The sequence below is a fragment of the Rhizobium sp. CCGE531 genome (assembly GCF_003627795.1).
In the GTDB taxonomy this organism is placed as follows: domain Bacteria; phylum Pseudomonadota; class Alphaproteobacteria; order Rhizobiales; family Rhizobiaceae; genus Rhizobium.
On record NZ_CP032684.1, the window covers coordinates 1,633,780 to 1,652,967 of the forward strand.

Annotated in this window: 18 protein-coding genes; 8 read left to right on the forward strand and 10 right to left on the reverse strand. The window is 59.6% G+C overall.

What is annotated here, in order from left to right; all coding sequences use genetic code 11:
- Positions 1–26 precede the first annotated feature (26 nt).
- Entirely contained in the window at positions 27–326 is a 300-nt protein-coding gene (locus CCGE531_RS08060) for a hypothetical protein (RefSeq protein WP_245459092.1), read from the reverse strand.
- 222 nt (positions 327–548) lie between these two features.
- Here CCGE531_RS08060 and CCGE531_RS08065 point away from each other — a divergent pair, with 222 nt between their 5' ends.
- Both CCGE531_RS08065 and CCGE531_RS08070 read left to right on the forward strand, forming a co-directional pair.
- Positions 549–1,952, forward strand: a complete 1,404-nt coding sequence (locus CCGE531_RS08065; protein ID WP_120663702.1) for a DegQ family serine endoprotease — start codon at positions 549–551, stop codon at positions 1,950–1,952.
- Positions 1,949–3,265 carry a replication-associated recombination protein A gene (locus CCGE531_RS08070; protein WP_120663703.1) on the forward strand — a complete coding sequence of 439 codons (1,317 nt, stop codon included), beginning with the start codon at positions 1,949–1,951 and terminating at the stop codon, positions 3,263–3,265. The genes CCGE531_RS08065 and CCGE531_RS08070 overlap by 4 nt, the downstream gene beginning before the upstream one ends.
- Positions 3,266–3,274: 9 nt before the next feature.
- Here the strand turns inward: CCGE531_RS08070 and CCGE531_RS08075 are convergent, their stop codons facing one another.
- From CCGE531_RS08075 to CCGE531_RS08100, 5 genes are all read right to left on the reverse strand, one after another.
- On the reverse strand, positions 3,275–3,607 hold the full coding sequence (locus tag CCGE531_RS08075; RefSeq protein ID WP_120663704.1) for a DUF1883 domain-containing protein: 333 nt from the start codon (positions 3,605–3,607) through the stop codon (positions 3,275–3,277).
- Positions 3,608–3,702: 95 nt separating this feature from the next.
- Positions 3,703–3,972, reverse strand: a complete 270-nt coding sequence (locus CCGE531_RS08080; RefSeq protein WP_120663705.1) for a hypothetical protein — start codon at positions 3,970–3,972, stop codon at positions 3,703–3,705.
- 373 nt (positions 3,973–4,345) lie between these two features.
- Positions 4,346–5,287 (reverse strand): 4-hydroxy-tetrahydrodipicolinate synthase, encoded by a 942-nt coding sequence (gene dapA / locus CCGE531_RS08090; RefSeq protein WP_120663707.1) that lies wholly within the window; start codon positions 5,285–5,287, stop codon positions 4,346–4,348.
- A gap of 12 nt (positions 5,288–5,299) precedes the next feature.
- Positions 5,300–5,527 carry a hypothetical protein gene (locus tag CCGE531_RS08095; RefSeq protein ID WP_120663708.1) on the reverse strand — a complete coding sequence of 76 codons (228 nt, stop codon included), beginning with the start codon at positions 5,525–5,527 and terminating at the stop codon, positions 5,300–5,302.
- A 173-nt stretch (positions 5,528–5,700) separates the two neighbouring features.
- A complete protein-coding gene (locus CCGE531_RS08100) occupies positions 5,701–6,717 on the reverse strand; it encodes a 2-dehydropantoate 2-reductase (protein WP_120663709.1) in 1,017 nt (338 codons plus the stop codon).
- 230 nt (positions 6,718–6,947) lie between these two features.
- On the opposite strand from CCGE531_RS08100, the gene CCGE531_RS08105 reads away from it, so the two are divergent.
- The 5 genes from CCGE531_RS08105 to CCGE531_RS08125 all read left to right on the forward strand — a co-directional run bounded on the left by CCGE531_RS08105 (position 6,948) and on the right by CCGE531_RS08125 (position 13,246).
- A complete protein-coding gene (locus CCGE531_RS08105; protein ID WP_162943863.1) occupies positions 6,948–8,867 on the forward strand; it encodes a hypothetical protein in 1,920 nt (639 codons plus the stop codon).
- A gap of 189 nt (positions 8,868–9,056) precedes the next feature.
- The gene (locus CCGE531_RS08110; RefSeq protein ID WP_120663711.1) at positions 9,057–10,505 is read left to right on the forward strand and encodes a hypothetical protein; all 1,449 of its coding nucleotides are present in this window, start codon (positions 9,057–9,059) and stop codon (positions 10,503–10,505) included.
- On the forward strand, positions 10,483–11,301 hold the full coding sequence (locus tag CCGE531_RS08115; RefSeq protein WP_120663712.1) for a hypothetical protein: 819 nt from the start codon (positions 10,483–10,485) through the stop codon (positions 11,299–11,301). Before CCGE531_RS08110 ends, CCGE531_RS08115 begins: the two co-directional genes overlap by 23 nt.
- The gene (locus CCGE531_RS08120) at positions 11,301–12,239 is read left to right on the forward strand and encodes a hypothetical protein (protein ID WP_120663713.1); all 939 of its coding nucleotides are present in this window, start codon (positions 11,301–11,303) and stop codon (positions 12,237–12,239) included. Before CCGE531_RS08115 ends, CCGE531_RS08120 begins: the two co-directional genes overlap by 1 nt.
- Positions 12,233–13,246: an OmpA family protein gene (locus CCGE531_RS08125; protein ID WP_120663714.1), complete on the forward strand. Its 1,014-nt coding sequence runs from the start codon at positions 12,233–12,235 to the stop codon at positions 13,244–13,246. The genes CCGE531_RS08120 and CCGE531_RS08125 overlap by 7 nt, the downstream gene beginning before the upstream one ends.
- Before the next feature lie 18 nt (positions 13,247–13,264).
- On the opposite strand, the gene CCGE531_RS08130 is transcribed toward CCGE531_RS08125, so the two are convergent.
- Complete coding sequence (locus CCGE531_RS08130) at positions 13,265–14,887, reverse strand: ABC-F family ATP-binding cassette domain-containing protein (RefSeq protein WP_120663715.1); 1,623 nt, start codon at positions 14,885–14,887, stop codon at positions 13,265–13,267.
- Between the two features lie 265 nt (positions 14,888–15,152).
- Positions 15,153–15,922, reverse strand: a protein-coding gene (locus CCGE531_RS08135; protein WP_120663716.1) for an IS5 family transposase whose coding sequence is annotated in 2 segments (ribosomal slippage) — positions 15,153–15,608 and positions 15,611–15,922 — 768 coding nt in all. Because the reading frame shifts where the segments join, the coding sequence is not laid out codon by codon here.
- Positions 15,923–16,332: 410 nt separating this feature from the next.
- Here CCGE531_RS08135 and CCGE531_RS08140 point away from each other — a divergent pair.
- The gene (locus CCGE531_RS08140; RefSeq protein WP_245459012.1) at positions 16,333–17,400 is read left to right on the forward strand and encodes an alpha/beta hydrolase; all 1,068 of its coding nucleotides are present in this window, start codon (positions 16,333–16,335) and stop codon (positions 17,398–17,400) included.
- Positions 17,401–17,422: 22 nt separating this feature from the next.
- Here CCGE531_RS08140 and CCGE531_RS08145 read toward each other — a convergent pair whose 3' ends face one another.
- Positions 17,423–18,532, reverse strand: coding sequence for an acyltransferase (locus tag CCGE531_RS08145; protein WP_348633015.1), 1,110 nt, complete (start codon positions 18,530–18,532; stop codon positions 17,423–17,425).
- 217 nt (positions 18,533–18,749) lie between these two features.
- On the reverse strand, positions 18,750–19,139 hold the full coding sequence (locus CCGE531_RS08150) for a hypothetical protein (protein ID WP_120663718.1): 390 nt from the start codon (positions 19,137–19,139) through the stop codon (positions 18,750–18,752).
- Positions 19,140–19,188: the final 49 nt, after the last annotated feature.

A 19,188-nucleotide genomic window follows, 5' to 3' on the forward strand; every position in this document is an offset into this window, starting at 1 on the left:
TTGAATTTTGGAACTCTTTCATTCGCTCACAACGGCCGATTGATCTGCTTGTACGCGTCATTCAGCTCTTTCTGACGCTCCTGATAGGACAATGTGAGGCAAGCGACGTCCGCGCCACAGGCCTGCCGCTTCTTCAGCCATTCCGTCTGCTGGTCCTGCATTGTGCCGCGCGCGCCCATGGCGAGAAGGCCGGAGAGCAGGTCGAAGGTCGTCACCATCTTTACATCCGCATCGTTGAGCGCCCGTACCTCGCATATGGTCTTTTCGTCCGGCTTCAGGCTCTGCGCCTCGCAATCGAAGCTGGCGGCGTGGGAGGCGCCGGCCATGCCTAAGGAAATGAGGAAGGTGGCGGCGGCAAGATGATTCAATCGCATGTTTGGTTCCCTTTGACGATTCCCAACACGAAATGCATGACAGCATGTTTTTGTTCGGCGAGCCTGTTTTTTATCGTTGCCAGCGTCCATTTATGCTTCATGCTTCCGCCCTCTTTTCTTTCTAGCGTCGGGCGCTACAACGTTGTTTAAAGAGAATTAAAAAGGGAAATTTCCATGCATGTCCTCCTGAAGCGCACTGCCGTTTCGATGATTGCCCTCATCATGGCGATGCCGCTTTCCGCTGGGGCCCAGACGGCGAAGACGCTGCCGGAAAGCAAGACGCAAATGCAGCTTTCCTTCGCTCCGCTGGTCAAGCAGACGGCCGGCGCCGTCGTGAACGTCTATGCCGAGCGTGTCGTGCAGCGCCAGTCCCCCTTCGCCGGCGATCCTTTCTTCGAGCAGTTTTTCGGCCAGCGCATGCCGAATCGCACCGAGAAGCAGTCTTCGCTCGGCTCGGGCGTCATCGTGGAGGCCAACGGCACCGTTATCACCAACAACCACGTCGTCGATGGCGCGGACGATATCAAGATCGCGCTTTCGGACGGACGCGAGTTTCCCTGCAAGGTCATCCTGAAGGACGATCGCGTCGATCTCGCGGTGTTGAAGATCCAATCGAAGAATGAGAGCTTCCCGGTTCTGCCGCTTAGCAATTCCGATGGCATCGAGGTCGGCGATCTCGTGCTCGCGATCGGCAATCCCTTCGGCGTGGGACAGACGGTGACCAGCGGCATTGTTTCCGCGCTCGCCCGCAACCAGGTGAAGAACGAGGTCGGCTTCTTCATCCAGACGGATGCCTCGATCAACCCCGGCAATTCCGGCGGTGCGCTCGTCAACATGACAGGAGAGCTGATCGGGCTCAACACGGCGATCTTCTCCCAGGGTGGCGGTTCCAACGGTATCGGCTTCGCCATCCCCGCCAATCTGGTTAAGGTCTTCCTTGCCGCGGCCGATCGTGGCGACAAGTCCTTCGAGCGGCCCTATATCGGCGCCACTTTCGAGCCGGTTACATCCGATGTCGCCGAAGCGCTCGGCCTGGACAAGGTGCGCGGTGCGCTGGTGACCAAGGTGGTCGATGGCGGCCCGGCGGCCAAGGCCGGCCTCAAGCCCGGCGAGGTGATCACGGCGCTGAACAACATCTCGATCGAGCATCCCGATGCGCTCGGCTATCGCCTGACGACGGCCGGCCTCGGCGTGACCGTGTCCCTGACCGTGCTTGACAACGGCAAGGAACATCAGGCCACGATGACGCTTGCCGCGGCGCCTGAATCCATCCCGCGCGATGAGCGGGTGATCGAGGGCAACAATCCCTTCTCCGGCGCGACCGTTGCCAATCTTTCGCCGCGGGTTGCTGATGATCTGCATCTGCCGCCGGATTCCACCGGCGTCGTCATCGAAAGCCTGAAGCAGAGCTCGCCGGCCGATCGGCTGGGATTTGCCGCGCGCGATATCGTTATTTCCATCAATGGCGTGGCGATCAATACGACCGAGATCCTCCAGCAGACCGTCACGTCAAACCCGAGCTTCTGGCGCGTCGAGATCGAGCGTGACGGCCAGCGCATCCGGCAGTTCTTCCGATGAGCAATGACCTGTTTGCACCGCGGATACCGGAGGAGGTCGCCAACAAGCGGCCTCTGGCCGATCGCCTGCGGCCGCAAACGCTGGCCGAAGTCACTGGCCAGGCGCATCTGACGGGCGAGGACGGTGTTCTGCGCCGGATGATCGAGGCGGGTTCGCTGGGATCGATGATCTTCTGGGGACCGCCCGGCACCGGCAAGACAACCGTTGCCAGGCTGCTTTCGGGTGAGGCGGGTCTCGCCTTCGAACAGATTTCGGCGATCTTTTCCGGCGTCGCCGATCTGAAGAAGGTCTTCGAAGCGGCGCGGTTGCGCCGCATGGATGGCCGCCAGACCCTGCTTTTCGTCGACGAGATCCATCGCTTCAATCGCGCGCAGCAGGATAGCTTCCTGCCCGTGATGGAAGACGGCACCGTCATTCTTGTGGGAGCGACGACAGAGAATCCATCCTTCGAACTAAACGCCGCTCTCCTCTCCCGCGCCCGCGTCCTGACATTCCATTCGCATGACGAGGAAAGCCTGGAGGAGCTGTTGCGCCGGGCCGAAACGGTGGAAGGCAAGCCGCTGCCGTTGACGGACGATGCCCGGGCCAGCCTGATCGGCATGGCCGATGGCGATGGCCGTTCGGTGCTGACCCTGGCGGAAGAGGTCTGGCGCGCCGCGCGCAAGGACGAGCTTTTCGATCCCGACATGCTGGTCAAGATCGTCCAGCGCCGCGCCCCGGTCTATGACAAGGCGCAGGATGGGCACTACAATCTGATATCGGCGCTGCACAAGTCGGTTCGCGGTTCCGACCCTGACGCCGCGCTCTATTATCTCGCCCGCATGTTCGATGCCGGCGAGGATCCGCTCTATCTGGGTCGCCGGCTGGTGCGCATGGCCGTGGAAGATATCGGGCTTGCCGATCCGCAGGCCCTGGTCATCTGCAATGCCGCCAAGGACGCCTATGATTATCTCGGGTCGCCGGAGGGGGAACTGGCTCTGGCACAAGCCTGCGTCTATCTCGCGACCGCGCCGAAATCGAATGCCGTCTACACGGCCTTCAAGGCTGCCACGCAGGCCGCCAAGCAGAACGGTTCGCTGCTGCCGCCCAAGCATATCCTCAACGCGCCGACGAAGCTGATGCGCACCGAAGGCTATGGCGACGGCTATCGCTACGACCACGATGAGCCGGACGCCTTTTCAGGCCAGAATTATTTTCCAGAGAAGATGGGTCGCCAGACCTTCTACGATCCACCGGAACGCGGTTTCGAGCGAGAAATCCGCAAGCGGCTGGATTGGTGGTCGAAGCTGCGTAAGGAGCGCGGCGAGCGCTAAGGTCCGGTATCACCGCCCGGTGGCGGTTTCCTGCGGTGCCTTCTGCATGCGGGGAGCCGATGCCGCATCGACGATCTTCACGCTCGATTCAGCCAGTCCGTTGTGGCCTTCCATGTCGACGACGAGATGCCAGTGACCTGATTCCGGAATGGTCAGCCGGATCGGTGATTTCTTGGCGACGCCGCCGATAAACTGGTGCTTGAGGGTTTCCGTGAAGCGCTCGAAATTCGCGCCGTTCATCAGCCTGACATTGGCAATTGCCGAGAGGGTGATTTCGATCACCGTTCCCGCGCGCTGTTCCCTAAGATCGTAGTGGCTGTAACGGAAAGCAGGCTTCGACATGGTTTTCTATTCTTTGGATATCTGGCCGAGAGCTTAACTGAGGGCGGTTAAGGAAGCGTTCGGCGGGATACTGTCGAAGCCTGCTAGGGGCAAGTTCAGTGCAGATTGGACGATGCTGGCGCGAAGCCGTCCAGGTCGAGGATAGCGCCTTCGGGCGCATGGCAGATGTCGGCCGGATTATGGCTGCATTCCTCGGAGGCGAAGTGCAGGGCCGCCGCTTCGTTGCGGAACAGTCCGCCGACGAGGCCTAGCCGGTCCTGAACGATCCAGCTGCCACGGCGGTCACGCCCAATGATGAAGCGGGCCGGAGCCGGCGAAATCGGGCTGTGGGCCGAACGGCGCTGAATATGCTGTGCGTTTGCCATGTCTATATTTCCTCTTGGATCTCTTCGGTTTCACTTAGTGTCCGGTCAGGCGCAGCACCATTTGCAAGGCGCCGGCGATCAGGAGGACAAGTCCGAGGCGCGGAGCGACGGAGCGAAGCCCGTTCAGCAATGCGTCCGAAGAAATGGGCCACTTGCTTCTTGCGAGGGCGGCCGTGCGAGGGCGTTGGAGGGGATCGGCGGATAGGCCGGCATGCGTATGGCGTGACATCATAGGTCCTTTCAGTGTCACCAGCACCGCCGGTCCGATAAGACCATTTCCGGTGCTATGCTGTTGAATCTATGGGGGAGTTGCTAGGTTTTCCATTTGCCTGAAGCGGCAAAAATATAAAAATCTCATAGGGATGGCGCGGTTTCACAATCCCAGGCGATAGGCATGGCGCGAGGCGAACCGGCCGCTGCCGTCGAGCTGAAACGGTGTGATTGCCGCTTGAATGGCCATAGCCGTCTCGCTGGTGACGCCGACCAAGGGCAGGCGTACATCCGCCTCGATATCCCTGACCAGTGACAGGGCGTGCTTGACCGTCGCCGGCTCGCTTTCGCGGGCCAGCGCGCTGAATAATGGCTGGAGGCGCTCGTCGATGGATTGAGCTGCGCTGACGTTGCCGCACGCAGCCGAATGCTGCATGGATCGAAAGAGGCGTGGGACGATATTGGCCGCACTGGAGAAGCAGCCATGACCATGCGCAGTGGTGAAGCCGAGCGCGCTGGCGTCGTTCGACGTAAAGAGCCCGAACCGTTCCGGCAGCAAAGGCCGCCAGAGATCGATGCGCGAGAGGTCACCGCTGCCATCGGCGATCGCGATGATTCCTGGAATCTCCGCCAGCCGTCCGACCGTCGCCGGAGCCAGGTCGATCGCGGTATGCGATGGCTGATTGTGGATGATAATCGGCAGCTCCATCTGCGCCGACAGCTGCTCGAAATGGTGGATGACGCCCTTCTGCGTCGGCTTGGAATAATAGGGGACTGTCACCAGGGCTGCATCGGCGCCAAGCCGCTGCGCCCGTATCGTTTCCTTTATGGTCGTCGCCGTATCGTTGGTTCCCGTTGCGACAATGACGGGAACCTTGTCTTCGGAAAGTTCGATACAGATTTCAATGGCGCGGATGTGCTCGGCTTCTGTCAGCGTCGGGCCTTCGCCCGTCAGCGAACAGACCAGCAGCCCGTCGATGCCGCTCAGCAGCTGCCATTTCACATGCGCCATCAAGGCGACACTATCGAAAGCGCCATCATGAAACGGGGTAACAAGGGCGGTGATCGCACCGCAGATGCGTCTCTGAAAAGTCAGACTGCTCATGGCGGCTACGTCTCAGAGGTAATGCAGCACGATGAAGAGCTCCAGCCCGCCGAGGAGCAGACCAAAGGCGAACATGGCCTGAAAGGTACGCTTTTCGCGGACCTGGCGATTGTTAAGCGTTTGCTGGCGCCGGCCTTTTACGCCTGGGGCCGATGCCGCAACGCGGTGATGTCTCTCATCGCTGTTGTGAACGAGGGCACGGATGGATTCCGTCAGATTGGGTGCGTGCGTGTCGAGCATGGGTCTATCTCCATATTCCACCGCAAGCGTAACGCTGGCCCCCATAGGAAATCCATTCGAGGCGGAAGGCGAAGAAGTAAGTGAGATATAAAGGGCCGGCATCCCCGGATTTTGCCCGGCAGCCGAGCCATAGACCGCTGCCGGAAAGTCAAAAATGCCTTTTGTGGCCAGCGCTAGGCCGCATCCTGCTGGTTCTTTTGGTCGAGCTGCGTGACCAGCGCCAGGATGGTTGCCGAGACCGGCGTCGGCACATTGGCGAGCTTGCCGAGCGAAACGACGACACCGACGAGCGGCGTGATTTCCAATGCCTTGCCGGCAAGCAGATCCTGCAGCATCGAGGTGCGCACAGGGCCAATCTGCCGCGAGCGCTCAACGCGTTCTTCGACCGACATGGCGATATGCGATCCCAAAGCCTCGGCGACGGCCTTCACCTCACTCATCACCTGGCCGACCATGGCTGCCAGCGCCGGGTCATCCATAATGTCGGACATCAATCCGCGGGTGAGCGCACTGATCGGGTTGAAGGCGGCGTTGCCCATCAGCTTGCTCCAGATATCGTCGCGAATGCGCATGGAAATGGAGATGTTGACGCCTGCGTTCCGCAGCAGTGCCGCGATGCCTTCTATGTCGGCGGTCGTTTCGCCGGACGGCTCGCCAAGGATGAAATGGCCGTTGTTGGCGAGCTTGATCTCGCCTGGGCCGACAACTTCCGCTCCCTGATAGGCAACGCAACCGATCACGCGCTCAGGCCCGACCAGGCGCCAGAGATCGCCGTTCGGATCGAGCTCCTCCATCTGGTGCTCGGCATGGCCGCTTTGCCTGTCCCGGTGAAAATACCACCACGGCACGCCGTTGAGGATCATGACGACGCGGGTGCCCGAATGCAGCAGTTTCGCAATGCCGGGGACGGCTGCGGCAAGCTGATGGCCCTTGAGCCCGGTGATGACGAGATCCTGCGGCGGTAGCTCGCCCGCATCGGCTGTTGCCGTCATCCGCGCCACAAGCGGGTTGTCCGCGCCGGCTTCCCAGAGGCGTATGCCGTCAGCGCGAATGGCCTCCAGGTGAGCTCCGCGAGCGACGACAGAGATCTGCGTCTCCGCTCCCTGGGAGGAAGCGAGCTTTGTGGCGATCGCGCCACCCAGCGCGCCGGCGCCGTAGACACAGATGTTCTTAAAGGGAGAGGATGTCATGGCTTGGTGCTCCGAATGAGATCGCGTGCTCAGAAGAGATATGTCGCGCTTTCGATTTAACGAAGGGTCTTTTAGATTTCAGGCAATTGGAATTGAAAATCGCCGAACCTTCCTCCACACTACATGCTTATGGAAGTTTCACCATGCTCGCCCAGGCGCGAATGAGGGCGATCGGCAAGGAAAATCCCTCCCGGCCGTCACGGGTTCGTGCGGATTTCGTGAACAGGATCATGTTTTCACTACATACATTGGGCGGCCTTAGACTTCTGGACAGCGATGGTCGCGAGGTCGCCTTTCCCGAAAAGGGCTTGTTGATCCTGACCTATTTGATGGCGGAGCCGCCGGCGCGCACGTCACGCAGCGCGATCGCCCGGCTTCTATGGGGGGATGACAATGGCAGCGCGCAGGTCAATCTGCGCAAGCTGGTTTCGCGGATAAGGGGCCGCCAGGCAGCTCTCGGCAGGTCGTTCCTTCGTTTCAGCGAAACGATCGTGGAACTCGAAGCGCCTCCGGAAGCCATAGACATGCCGCTTGCGAACACGGAACAGGCTGAGCCGACCGTTGCGAGATTGAGAGGGCTGATGAAAGCGCTCGAGGCGGAGTTCCTGCCGGAGGTCGATTGTCAGAGCGCGGTTTTCTTTCACTGGCGCAAGGCGCAAAGGCGGCGCCATGCCGATATGCTGAAGGAAACGCTGACTGCCGCTGAGGCCCAGGTGAGCACCGTAGAGGATGCCGCACTGGTGAAGGAGGCAGCGCTTCTGATCCTCGGCCTCGATCCGGAGGATCGGGATATCCATCGCATCCTGCTGCGGATATTCGAAGCCGCGGGAGAGGTGGAACACTTCAGGCGAATATTCGAGCAGCGTTCAGAGCTGTTGTCGTCATGGTCGGCGCGGTGGCGGGACGCTTCGGCAGGTGACGTGGCTGCAGACGCTCCTCCCGGCAGCCGGGTGTCGGGCAGGCCGCCGAAGGCGCGCATACCCCTAATTCTCCTGTCATCCTCGGAAAAGCAAGGCGCAGGATACGACGCCTCATCGCTGATGAGCGATATCACTGTCGGCTTCTGCGCCTTGGAGAGTCTCGACATTGCAGATCGCTGCACGGCGGTCCGGGTCGGCAGGGTCGGGGAGCGTGCTGTCGCAACGTTCGATCGATGGGATCGCTCTTACATTCTCGAAATGCGCCTCAGCGTTCGTGATGACGGACCGCTGCTGTTTTCGCAATTGGTCGATGCCGCCAGCGATGAGGTCGTCTGGGCGGAGCGCATCAGCCTTGGACAGTCCTCTCCGGAACAGCAGAGGCAGATGGTGACGCGCCATATCGTGCTATCCCTGGCAGGACAGATCGAACGTCGGGAGATGATGCGGTCTCACTTCGAAAAGGACCTGACAGCCTATCAGCGCTATCTTGCCGGAAAGCGTCACCTTGCTCGTCTCTCGGTGCCAAGCCTGCAGGAAGCGCGGGTAGAACTCAAAGCCGTGCTGGAAAGCAGCGGCCATTTCGCCCCCGTCCTGAGTTCCATTGCGCGAACCTACTCCAAGGAATGGGTGCTGACATCGGGTAGCGACGCGGCCCTGCTGGACGAGGCCGAGAACTATGCGATGCGGGCCATTGCGGCCCGGCGCGATATCGCCGACGGCTATCGCGAACTGGGCATGACGAAGACCTTGAAGAAGGCGAATGAGGAGAGCATAGAAGCGCTGAAACTGGCCGAAGCCCTCAATCCGGGCCATGCCGGCATCATTGCCGACCATGCCGAAGCATTGCTGCATTCCTCGCGGCCGGATCTTGCGCTGAGGAAGATCGAAAGCGCCATCGCGCTCAATCCGGCCAGCCCCGACACGTATTTCTGGACTGCTTCCGTGGCGAGCTACACGCTCGGCCGCTTCGAGGCAGCTCTCGATTATATCGGCCGCATGGTCGATTCACGCTTGGCGGACAGGATTTCCGCGGCGAGCCTGGCAATGCTCGGAGAAGAGGAAAGGGCCGGCTTCTTCGTCCGGCGGGTTCAAAATACCCATCCGGATTTCGACATCGATCGCTGGATTTCCGTCGTGCCGTTCAAGGAGCAGTGGCAACGCGACATCTATCGCGAAGGGCTGCAACGCGCCGGCTTCTGGAAACCTGTTTCGAACCCGATCCAGGTATAGCGGCGATCCTTCGCGCAAGGATGATTGCCGCGATTGATATGAGTGTTTTCCAATCGCTATAGGCTCGGGCTAGTCTTTACCACAATCGCATCCTAACCTCCGCTAGATCGCGCTGGACCAAGGACAACCAGTGCGGTATCGATTTCTCAATTGTCCTTTCTAAGTTGATGAATTCGCCGGGGAAGATCGTTGCGTTTCGAAGCCCTCAACCGTCTCTGGGACAGCGTTCGGGAGACCAGCCATGATTTCCGTGCCTCGACGGACGTTTTTCCCGTCGTCGACATCGAAAAGCTCGGTGCGACCCTCGACCTGAAGGAAAAGGGTGCCGCCGCCGGGCGCGAGAACCGGCCGCCGCCGGATGCGCAGTCGCATGACGAGACGGAGCAGCGTATCGTCGCCTGGGTTGAGGCGGAAAAGAAGAGTTCCTACCAGATCCTCGAAGACCAGTTCCAGACCTTCGACAGCCGCCTGCGCAACCTCGATTTCGAGGGCCAGTTCGGGCTGATACGCCAGGCGAACGCCTCCAGCATCTCGGATTTCAAGGCGGAAGTCGCAAGCGGCGTCGATGAACTTCACGGTCTGCGCCGCAAGCTGAAGACGGCCGAGGATGAAATGGTGGGCTTCAAGGCCAGGCACAAGCTGCAGCGCGCCGCGAAGGTTTCCAGCAAAGCTGCTTGGGGTTTCAAGGTCTCGTTGATCGTCTTCCTCGTCCTCATCGAAATGGTGATGAACGGCAGCTTTCTCGCCAAGGGAAGCGAGCAGGGCATCGTCGGCGGCGTGACGGAGGCGGCCGCCTTCGCCTTCCTGAACATCGGCGCTGCGCTGATATTCTCTTTCTTCTGCGTCCGCTTCCTGGTGCATCGATCCTTTGCGCTGAAGCTGCTCGGTCTCCTCGGTCTCGTCGCGTATGTCGCCGTGGCCTTGGGGATCAACATCGTGCTGGCGCATTATCGCGAGGTCTCGGCGACGATCCTGAGCGGAGCCGGTGCCGAAGTGATTCAGCGCCTGAAGGCAACACCTCTCGGACTGCAGGAACTGAACTCCTGGATGCTCTTTGCCGTCGGCCTGATGTTCTCACTCGTCGCCTTCATCGACGGCTGCTATCTGACCGATCCCTATCCGGGCTTTGCCGGCGTGCAGAAGCGCCTCGATGCGGCGAGAGACAATTACATCGACCGCAAGCTCGATCTGATCGAAGCCCTGCGCGAGATCCGCGACGAGCACAACGGCAAGATCGAGGAAATCATCCGCGACCTTTCGCTGCGCCGGCAGGAGACATCAGCCATCATCGCTCATCGCGCCAGGACGGCGGGTCTCTTTGCCGAACATCAAAACCATCTCGAGCGCGCCGCCAATGTGCTGCTCACCTCCTACCGCGATGCCAACAGGGCCGCACGCACCGAGCCGGAACCATCCTACTTCAAGGATGCCTATAAGATGGAGCGGCTGACGCCTGTCATGCGCAGCGAAGAGGAATGGGACGACAAGGTTCTGGGCTCGCGCATCCAGGGCGCACAGGCGGAATTGTCGGAGCAGATCAAGCGGATTGGCGAGGAATTCGAGCGCGCCATCGAGAAATACCATCAGCTCGACAGTCTTTTCCCGGAGAGCATCCTTGGCGCGACGCAAGCGGCGTAGCCGGCGCGGAGGATCCGCCGGCCTCATCATCGCAACGGTTTGTCTCGCGGTCCTGTCCCTCGGGATCGTCGGCGCCTATGGCTGGCTGCGCTACAAGGCGAGCGGCAATATCGCGATCGACCAAGCCTCGCTTTGCCCGGTGGACGGGCCGAAGGCGGAAACCGCCATCCTGCTCGATGTCACCGATCCGATATCAGACACGACGGCGCTTGATCTGCGCAACCAATTCCAGAAGATCGTGACTGATGTGCCGATCGGCGGCGCGATCGATATCTATGCGCTGACCGAAAAGGAGGGCGAGCTGATCCAGACCTTCCATGGCTGCAACCCGGGAAGCGGCACTAATGTCGATGAATGGACCAGCAATCCTCGCCTCGCGCAGGCGCGGTGGGAAAAGGGGTTCCAGAAGCCGCTCGCCGATATCGCCGGCAAGCTGACCGCGGGCGAGTCAGGCAGGCTGTCGCCGATCATGGCAGGCATCCAGAAGATCAATCTCGAAGTCTTTGCCAACGCGCCAGCAGGCTTGTCGAAGCGCCTCTACATCGCCTCCGACATGATCGAGCACACTGCCGCCTTCTCGAACTACCGGGATGGCGTCTCCTATCAGAAATACCAGCATAGCCCGGCAAACGACCGGTTTCGCACATCATTGAATGGGGTCACGGTCAAGATCCTTGCCTTTCAAAGGCCGAACATGAAGTTCAGCATGGAGGACCTTGCGAACTTCTGGGCGCAATGGATCAAGAACAGCAACGGTGATTTCGGCGGCTTCGTGCGGTTGGAGGGGATACGCTGATGGCCGGCACCGAAGCGAGATACCTCATCCGGGATTACGGGCCGATGGTGCTCTTCGCATCCATCACCATCGGCGGCATGATCTTCATCTGGTCGTCGAAACTCATGGGCTGGTCGTTGCCTGTCGTGACAGGCATACCGCTTCTGCTGATGGCGATCTATTTCATTGTGTCGCTGGCGGTTGCTGGGTTCCGGCTGCATAACGAGCAGGCGGGCGACAACCTCTACTACATGGGTTTTCTCTTTACCCTGTCGAGCCTGGGCGTGTCGCTCTATCTCTTTGCAGGCGAAACATCGATCGAGACCATCGTCCGCAATTTCGGCATTGCCGTCACCTCGACCATTGCCGGCGTGACGCTGCGCATTCTCTTCAACCAGATGCGGCGTGACCCGATCGACATCGAGCGCAGCGTCCGGCATGAACTTGCCGAGATGACACGGCGCGTGCGCACCGAACTCGACTCGTCATCGCGCGAATTCTCCCACTACCGGCGTGTCAGCAACCAGATGCTGTCGGAAGGGTTCGAGGAGATCGCGCGGCAGGCCGAGCGCAACGGCCAGGAGATCAACAAGATCCTGGAAATGCTGGCAAAGCAGGCGGTGACCCCGATCAACGACGCGGCCGCGCAGCTGACGGCAACGACCACGCAATTGTCCGAGATCATCGGCACCTTCGGTGCCGCCGTCGAGAATGTCGGCAGGAAGCTGGAAGAGATCCGCTCGCCCGAGGATGTCGTGCGCGCCGAGCTGGCGCCGGCGATCAGTGCCATCAAGGAGATGTCGGAGGCGCAATTGCAGCCGCTGCGCAATATCGAGGCGGCACTCGGCCGTATGGCGGAAGCGATGGGGCAGGCGCCGCCGCGATCCACTGCTGCTGACCTCGGGGCAGAGCCGGTGAGTGAAGCAGCGCCACGAAAACGTTGGTGGCATCTATGGTAGCAAATGGCTCGGACATTCAGCCGAAAATGGAGCACAAGGGCTACAATCGTGGCCTGATCCTTGGCCTGACGATGGCCGAATCCATGCTGCTTCTGGTCTTCTGCCTGCTGCTCGTGGCCGCTGCCTTGATTTCCGCGGAGAGAAACCGGCGCTACGAGGTCGAGCGCAAGCTCGAGAAGGCCGAACAGCAGGTCGCCTTGCTGGAGAAGAAGCGGGCCGAGCAGACCGCCGAGATCGTGCTGCTGCAATCGAAGGTCGTTTCCGGCGATCTCTCCGCCGCCGATAAGGCCGTGGTGGACAAGCAATGGCGGGAACTGGTGCTGGCGAAGGAGGCACTCGACAGCATCACGGACCAGGGAGCGACCGCGGTCGATCTGCAGTCGCTTTCCAAGGTTGCCGCCGCTCTGAAGGAGCACGGCGTCTCGATGGCGGCAGCTCCCGACCAGATCGATAAGTTGCTGGCTGAAAGCGGGGGCGGGAAGGGCATGCACGACTGGCCGCCCATCATCAATCTCGACGATGCCAAGAAGAATTATTTCCAATCGGGAAGCGCCGAGCTCACCGGCACCTTTTCACAGCTGCTCGGCACGACGATTACCGACGAAATCGCCAGCAATCTGAGCCTTTATGGCGCCAATATCGTCGAGGTGATCGGCCACACGGACGAACAGCCGGTGGCGCGTGAAAAGTCCAACCTCGACGATACGATCATCAACGCGATGGACGGCAAGCTGCCGGTATCGGCCCTGCTTCCGGCCGACAATGCCGGGCTCGGCCTTGCGCGCGCCATTGCCGTCGCCAATGTGCTCAAGGCCAACCCCAAGCTCAAGGGCGCCACCATCCTGCCGATGTCCGCCGCACAGTTGATCCTGCCCGGCGATACCGTCACCTCAGGCCAGCGCGGCGCCGTCGAGGCACGCCGCCGCATCGAAATCCGCGTGCGTGGCAGGACGGCACCGGTTGCCGTGATCAACGCCGGTGCCGCGCCCTCGACCAATACGCAATAGCGCCGGCACGGCGAGCTATCAGCTTTTCAAGCCTGGCGCCTCGTAGCCGGTGCGCTCCACATACTCAGTGTAGCCGCCGGTGTACTGGTGAATGCCGTCCGGCGTCAGCTCCAGCACGCGGTTGGAGAGTGCCCCGAGGAAATGCCGGTCGTGCGAGACGAACAGCATCGTGCCCTCATATTGCGACAGCGCCTCGATGAGCATCTCCTTGGTATCGAGATCGAGATGGTTAGTCGGCTCGTCCAGCACCAGCAGGTTCGGCGGATCGAAGAGCATGATCGCCATGACAAGCCGCGCCTTCTCGCCGCCCGACAGGACCCGGCATTTCTTTTCGACATCGTCGCCGGAGAAACCGAAACAGCCGGCGAGCGCGCGGAGCGAACCTTGACCTGCCTGCGGAAAATCGTGTTCGAGCTGCTGAAACACGGTGCGCTCGCCATCCAGCAGATCCATGGCGTGCTGGGCGAAATATCCCATCTTGACGCTTGCGCCGAGCGCGACGCTGCCTTCGTCCGGCTGCGTCGAACCCGCAACCAGCTTCAGCAGGGTGGATTTGCCGGCGCCGTTGATGCCCATGATGCACCAGCGCTCGCGGCGGCGCACCATGAAGTCCAGTCCCTCATAGATGCTGCGGCTGCCATATTTTTTGTGCACGTTCTTCAGCACGGCAACGTCTTCGCCCGAGCGCGGTGCCGGCTGGAATTCGAAAGCAACGGTCTGGCGGCGTTTCGGCGGCTCGACGCGGTCGATCTTCTCCAGCTTCTTCACGCGGCTCTGTACCTGCGAGGCATGCGAGGCGCGGGCCTTGAAGCGCTCGATGAACTTGATTTCCTTGGCGAGCATCGCTTGCTGGCGCTCGAACTGCGCCTGCTGCTGCTTCTCGTTCTGAGCGCGCTGCTGCTCATAGAACTCGTAGTCGCCCGAATAGCTGGTCAGGTTACCGCCATCGATTTCGATGATCTTTGTGACGATGCGGTTCATGAACTCGCGGTCGTGCGAGGTCATCAGCAATGCACCTTCATAACCCTTCAGGAATGCTTCCAGCCAGATCAGGCTCTCGAGATCGAGATGGTTGCTCGGCTCGTCGAGCAGCATGACATCGGGGCGCATCAGCAGGATGCGGGCGAGCGCCACGCGCATCTTCCAGCCGCCGGAAAGCGCACCGACATCACCGTCCATCATCTCCTGACTGAAGCTCAGGCCCGCCAGAACTTCGCGGGCGCGGCCCTCCAGAGCATAGCCGTCGAGCTCCTCGTAGCGCGCCTGCACCTCGCCATAGCGCTCGATGATCTCATCCATCCTATCGGCCTGATCCGGATCGCTCATCGCGGCTTCCAGCTCGCGAAGCTCGGCGGCAACCGCGCTGACCGGGCCTGCGCCCTCCATCACCTCGGAGACAGCACTGCGCCCCGCCATTTCGCCGACATCCTGATTGAAGTAACCGATGGTCACGCCCTTATCGACCGAAACTTGCCCTTCGTCGGGCAGCTCCCGTCCGGTGATCATCCGAAAAAGCGTCGTCTTGCCGGCACCATTGGGACCGACGAGCCCGATGCTCTCGCCCCTGTTGAGCGCGGCGGATGCCTCGATGAAGAGGATGCGATGGCTGTTCTGCTTACTGATATTTTCGATACGAATCATGGTTACGCCAGGCCCAAGGAAAGTTTTTCGGGGGCCTTATGCCACGGGTTACTGTCTCTGTCGCAGGTTTTTGGGCAGGCGAGTGCAACATCTGCGATCTGGGTCGCGAATGCGCTGAGCCTTTTCCGATTCAACTTCCTTTGAGGATGCGGTTTGCGCGTCCCAATACGTACAGCCCGGACTGTTTCCGGCCGGCATGCTCCTCAAGCCGTGGGGATAGTGTGCCCTCCGGTATCGTGTCGAGTTGGCGACGTCTGAATCCGCGCTAGGTCACCGACTCATAAGATCGTAGCCAGATACGAATTGAGGCGAGCTGGATAGATGCGAGGAAGTTGTCGTCGCGTTTGTCATATCGTGTTGCGATGGCCCGGAAGTGTTTGAGTTTGTTGAAGAACCGCTCGACAGCGTTGCGTTGTTTGTAGAGCCGTGAGCTGAAGGCAGGAATATTGACCCTGTTTGGCATGGGACGGATACAGCCCCATGCTCCACGTGCTTTGAGGTCTTGTCGCAGCCTGTCGCTATCATAAGCGCGATCAGCCAGAAGTATTTGACCGGGCCCGATGGTCGCAAACATATCGGTCGCCGAGCGTCCGTCATGGGCCTGTCCGGCTGTCAGCTTTAAGCGGATCGGTCGGCCATCGGCATCGACAAGAGCATGGATTTTGGTTGTCAGCCCGCCGCGCGAGCGACCCATGCAACCGGATCGCTCGTCTTTTTTTGACCGTTGGCAGCATGTTGGTGAACGCGGATCGACGAGCTGTCGATCATCTGGATGTCGCCATCGTAAGCTTCTGATATTGCATCGAGAATACGTGCCCAATGCCCCGCGTGACGCCATCGGTTAAAGCGGTTGACACAGGTCGTATAAGGGCCATAGCGCGCGGGAATATCCGCCCACGGCGCACCAGTTCTCAGCCGCCAGAAGATCCCATTCAATACGCGTCGGTCATCAACGCGGGCCTTACCACGAACCTTTGTCGGCAGAAGGGGTTCGATCACCGACCATTCGAAATCCGTCAAATCAAAGCGCGCCATCTCTGCCTCCAAGCCTGACAGACAGAGAATCACAAATCATTCAAATCCAAAACTATTTTATGGGTATGTGACCTAGAATCAAATAGGTAGAGCATGGTTTCGTAGCCAGCAGGCACGGGGAAAGCGTGGCGTCAGGGAGGGTGGCTATGGCGTTTTTTTGCGCGAGATCCCTGGAAGTTCGAGGGACTGTTCTTCAAACGAGGATTTTTTCGTGATCGCGACGGATTTTTCGCTGCTCCATCGTTCAAGCAGCGAGCTCACCGGTTGACGCCTGATCGGATGAGCATGTTCAATCAAAGCGCGGTAACCATACGATGCCGTCCATTTCCACCTATCTTAGCCGAATCTTATGCTCGGGCATGCAGCGGAGCTCCGGGAATTTAGCCTGCATCCTATTGTCCGGAGCAGCATTGATCGCCGCCGGCGGATCATCCGAGGCATGGTCTGCAAATGCGGTCTCCCGTCATGCGAAGCTCCATAAGCCGGTCAAGCAGATCGCGGATCAACGCCTGCTGATCGACACGCCGGATGGGAAGGGGGAGCTGCCCGTCTACGCCAATCATGCGGTCGACACGCCGACACCTCAGGTGACGAAGGTGCTGATCGTGATCCACGGCACGCTTAGAAACGCCGATGCCTATTATGCGACGGGGCAGAGACTGCTTGCAAAGGCGGGAGATCTCGCGAAAGGGACGATGGTTATCGCGCCGCAGTTTCTGATAAGGCCGGATGCCAAGGCATTCTCACTGTCGGCCCAGACGCTGGCCTGGACACAAAACGGGTGGAAAGGCGGAGAAGCCGCGCGCCAGCCCGCGCCGATCAGCTCCTTCTCCGCGCTCGATGCCTTGCTTCGGCATTTCGGGGATCGTCGCTTGTATCCTTCGCTGTCGACCATCGTCGTGATGGGGCATTCGGCGGGGGCGCAATTGGTGCAGCGCTACGCGGTGGTGGGGCGCGAGGCGGAAAGCCTGGCGAGCGCCGGCATCTCCGTTCGCTATCTTGTCGCCAATCCGTCGAGTTACCTCTATTTCGACAATGAGCGGCCAGCCTTGCCGGCGGATCAATCGGCGGCTTCCTGCCTGCGCGCAACGCAATGGCGATATGGCCTGACCTCCGCACCGTCCTATGTGTCCTCGCAGGATCCGAAGGCTCTCGAAGCCAGATATGCCGCGCGCAACGTCGTCTATCTGCTGGGGGAGGCGGACACGAACCCATATACCCATTTCATCGATCGGTCCTGCGCTGCCATGGCGCAAGGGCCATACCGGCTTGCGCGAGGGTTGACCTACTTCGACTATATGAAAAAGAGGCATCCGTCCGACCTCAATCAGAAGGTCGTCGAGGTACCTGGCGCGGGGCATGATGACGAGGCGATGCTCACGTCCGATTGCAGTATTTCGGTCTTGTTCGATCGACCGATCCCGCAATCCTGCCCGGTCGTCGCCGGAACGGCAAAAGGGGCCGGAGCGCAGCCGTAGCATTGTCCGAGCAGTCGATGCGTCAGCTGCGATATGCCGGTCGCGGGCGCCGGGATCGCGTTTTCCGGAGGATCGGTCGTTCTATGAACAGGTAACAAACGATGGCAAAAGCCAGCGAACCCAATGCGATGAACACGGGCTGTGCGCCGTGCGGCACCCCGATACGCAACAGCAGCGCCGTTACCATGACGGCCATGAGCACGTGCCAAACGTAAATGGAATAGGAGGCATCCCCCAGAAAATGCAGGGAGGCCAGTTTGGGCACGCGCCGCTCCCGTTCTGCGAAAACAGCGCCCGATAACAGCAGCACCGCAGGGATGCCCCAACGAACCGCCCGGTCGACATGAGGCGCCAGGTCACTCGCCAGCAGCAGCACGAAGCCGGCAATCATCAGGCCGATGGCGGCGTAAAAGGGCAGCCGAAAATCCTGCTTCCACAAGTGTCCGATGATGATTCCGGCCGCGAATTCAAGAATGACCGGCTCCGTGAAAACACTGAGATAGCCAAGAGGCAGCAGATAATGCGCAATGACGATGCTCACCAGAGCCGCCATCAGGAACCACAACCGCCTGAACGCCGGCAGGAGCAATGAAATGGAGAAGACGAGATAGAAGAACATCTCGTAGGACAAGGTCCAACCTTGCTCGACAACGGGATGCAGCGCTTCGTCCTTCAATACGGGCAGGAAAAGCAGCGAGCCGATCAAATTCTCGGCGCTCGCGTTCGTGTTGAAGAAGAACTGCGGTTTCAACACGGCTATGACGAATGTCGCCGCCGTCGCAATCCAATAAAGCGGCACTATTCTGATGAGCCGACGCAACATGAATTGCTGCGGCCCCACAGGTTTTCCCTCGGTCGTGACCCACATGATGAAGCCGCTGATGACGAAGAATATATCGACGCCCGCCGCCCCGATCTGGAATCTAAGGCCGTACGCCTCGCTGATGTGGAAGCAGAGCACGGAGATCGCGGCGATGCCCCGCAGATATTGAATGCCTGTGATGTCGTTGCCGATTTTCAAAACGGTGCCTCTCACGCGACTGGAATGCCGCCGCCAAGACCTTGCAGGCCGATTTGGCGATAGGAATGAGTCGAAAGGCCGGACACTCACGCAGAATGGCTTGGAGGGCACGGCGGACCGAATGTCAGTCGGGACAATTTCAGTGAAAACGGATGATTTCCCGCCGATTTCATGTCAGAAATCAGGCATTTCGGTTTGGGCGCGGTCGCTGCAAATTCGGGATTCTAGCTAGGTACGGCTTTGCTGGGAGGGTATATGAATGAGTAGGTACCGACAGACCTAAAATAAATGTATTGGTTTGATATACCTGAAAGCATAACGGCGGTGCTTATGCATGAACACGCGGAAAGTCGCGAACATGTACTTTATCTTCTGCAGCCATTTCTAGCGCCGATAGATAGGCGTATTTTTGTTTTTCTTCAAACACCTGTTCGCCCAATGTTTGCGTGACTTCTTTTAAAACATCCACCAACTCGATGAAATCTGGGCAGTTAACTCCCAGCCGGTTGCGAAGTTTTCTTACATAAAAATTCTTGAATCCCTTGAGTTTAAAACCCACAAGAGAACGATCTTCCATCGAAAAAATTAGAGTTAAAATCGGATCTATTCTCCTATAGATTGTAGGAGAGGACATGCGCAAGTACTCAAGGCTATCTGAGTCTTCGTAATAGATAGCCACAGGTTCGTATTCCTTTAAAGCTACCAAATCTATTTTCATCGCTACGTATCCGCTTTTCTACCATAGACGGCGGCGATATCTTTGTTTG

What these genes read in the sequence shown, in the direction of transcription:
- CCGE531_RS08060 (WP_245459092.1), bottom strand. Translation starts at nt 326, where the DNA reads ATGGCCGGCGCCTCCCACGCCGCCAGCTTCGATTGCGAGGCGCAGAGC.
- CCGE531_RS08065 (WP_120663702.1), top strand. Translation starts at nt 549, where the DNA reads ATGCATGTCCTCCTGAAGCGCACTGCCGTTTCGATGATTGCCCTCATC.
- CCGE531_RS08070 (WP_120663703.1), top strand. Translation starts at nt 1,949, where the DNA reads ATGAGCAATGACCTGTTTGCACCGCGGATACCGGAGGAGGTCGCCAAC.
- CCGE531_RS08075 (WP_120663704.1), bottom strand. Translation starts at nt 3,607, where the DNA reads ATGTCGAAGCCTGCTTTCCGTTACAGCCACTACGATCTTAGGGAACAG.
- CCGE531_RS08080 (WP_120663705.1), bottom strand. Translation starts at nt 3,972, where the DNA reads ATGGCAAACGCACAGCATATTCAGCGCCGTTCGGCCCACAGCCCGATT.
- dapA (WP_120663707.1), bottom strand. Translation starts at nt 5,287, where the DNA reads ATGAGCAGTCTGACTTTTCAGAGACGCATCTGCGGTGCGATCACCGCC.
- CCGE531_RS08095 (WP_120663708.1), bottom strand. Translation starts at nt 5,527, where the DNA reads ATGCTCGACACGCACGCACCCAATCTGACGGAATCCATCCGTGCCCTC.
- CCGE531_RS08100 (WP_120663709.1), bottom strand. Translation starts at nt 6,717, where the DNA reads ATGACATCCTCTCCCTTTAAGAACATCTGTGTCTACGGCGCCGGCGCG.
- CCGE531_RS08105 (WP_162943863.1), top strand. Translation starts at nt 6,948, where the DNA reads ATGTTTTCACTACATACATTGGGCGGCCTTAGACTTCTGGACAGCGAT.
- CCGE531_RS08120 (WP_120663713.1), top strand. Translation starts at nt 11,301, where the DNA reads ATGGCCGGCACCGAAGCGAGATACCTCATCCGGGATTACGGGCCGATG.
- CCGE531_RS08125 (WP_120663714.1), top strand. Translation starts at nt 12,233, where the DNA reads ATGGTAGCAAATGGCTCGGACATTCAGCCGAAAATGGAGCACAAGGGC.
- CCGE531_RS08130 (WP_120663715.1), bottom strand. Translation starts at nt 14,887, where the DNA reads ATGATTCGTATCGAAAATATCAGTAAGCAGAACAGCCATCGCATCCTC.
- CCGE531_RS08150 (WP_120663718.1), bottom strand. Translation starts at nt 19,139, where the DNA reads ATGAAAATAGATTTGGTAGCTTTAAAGGAATACGAACCTGTGGCTATC.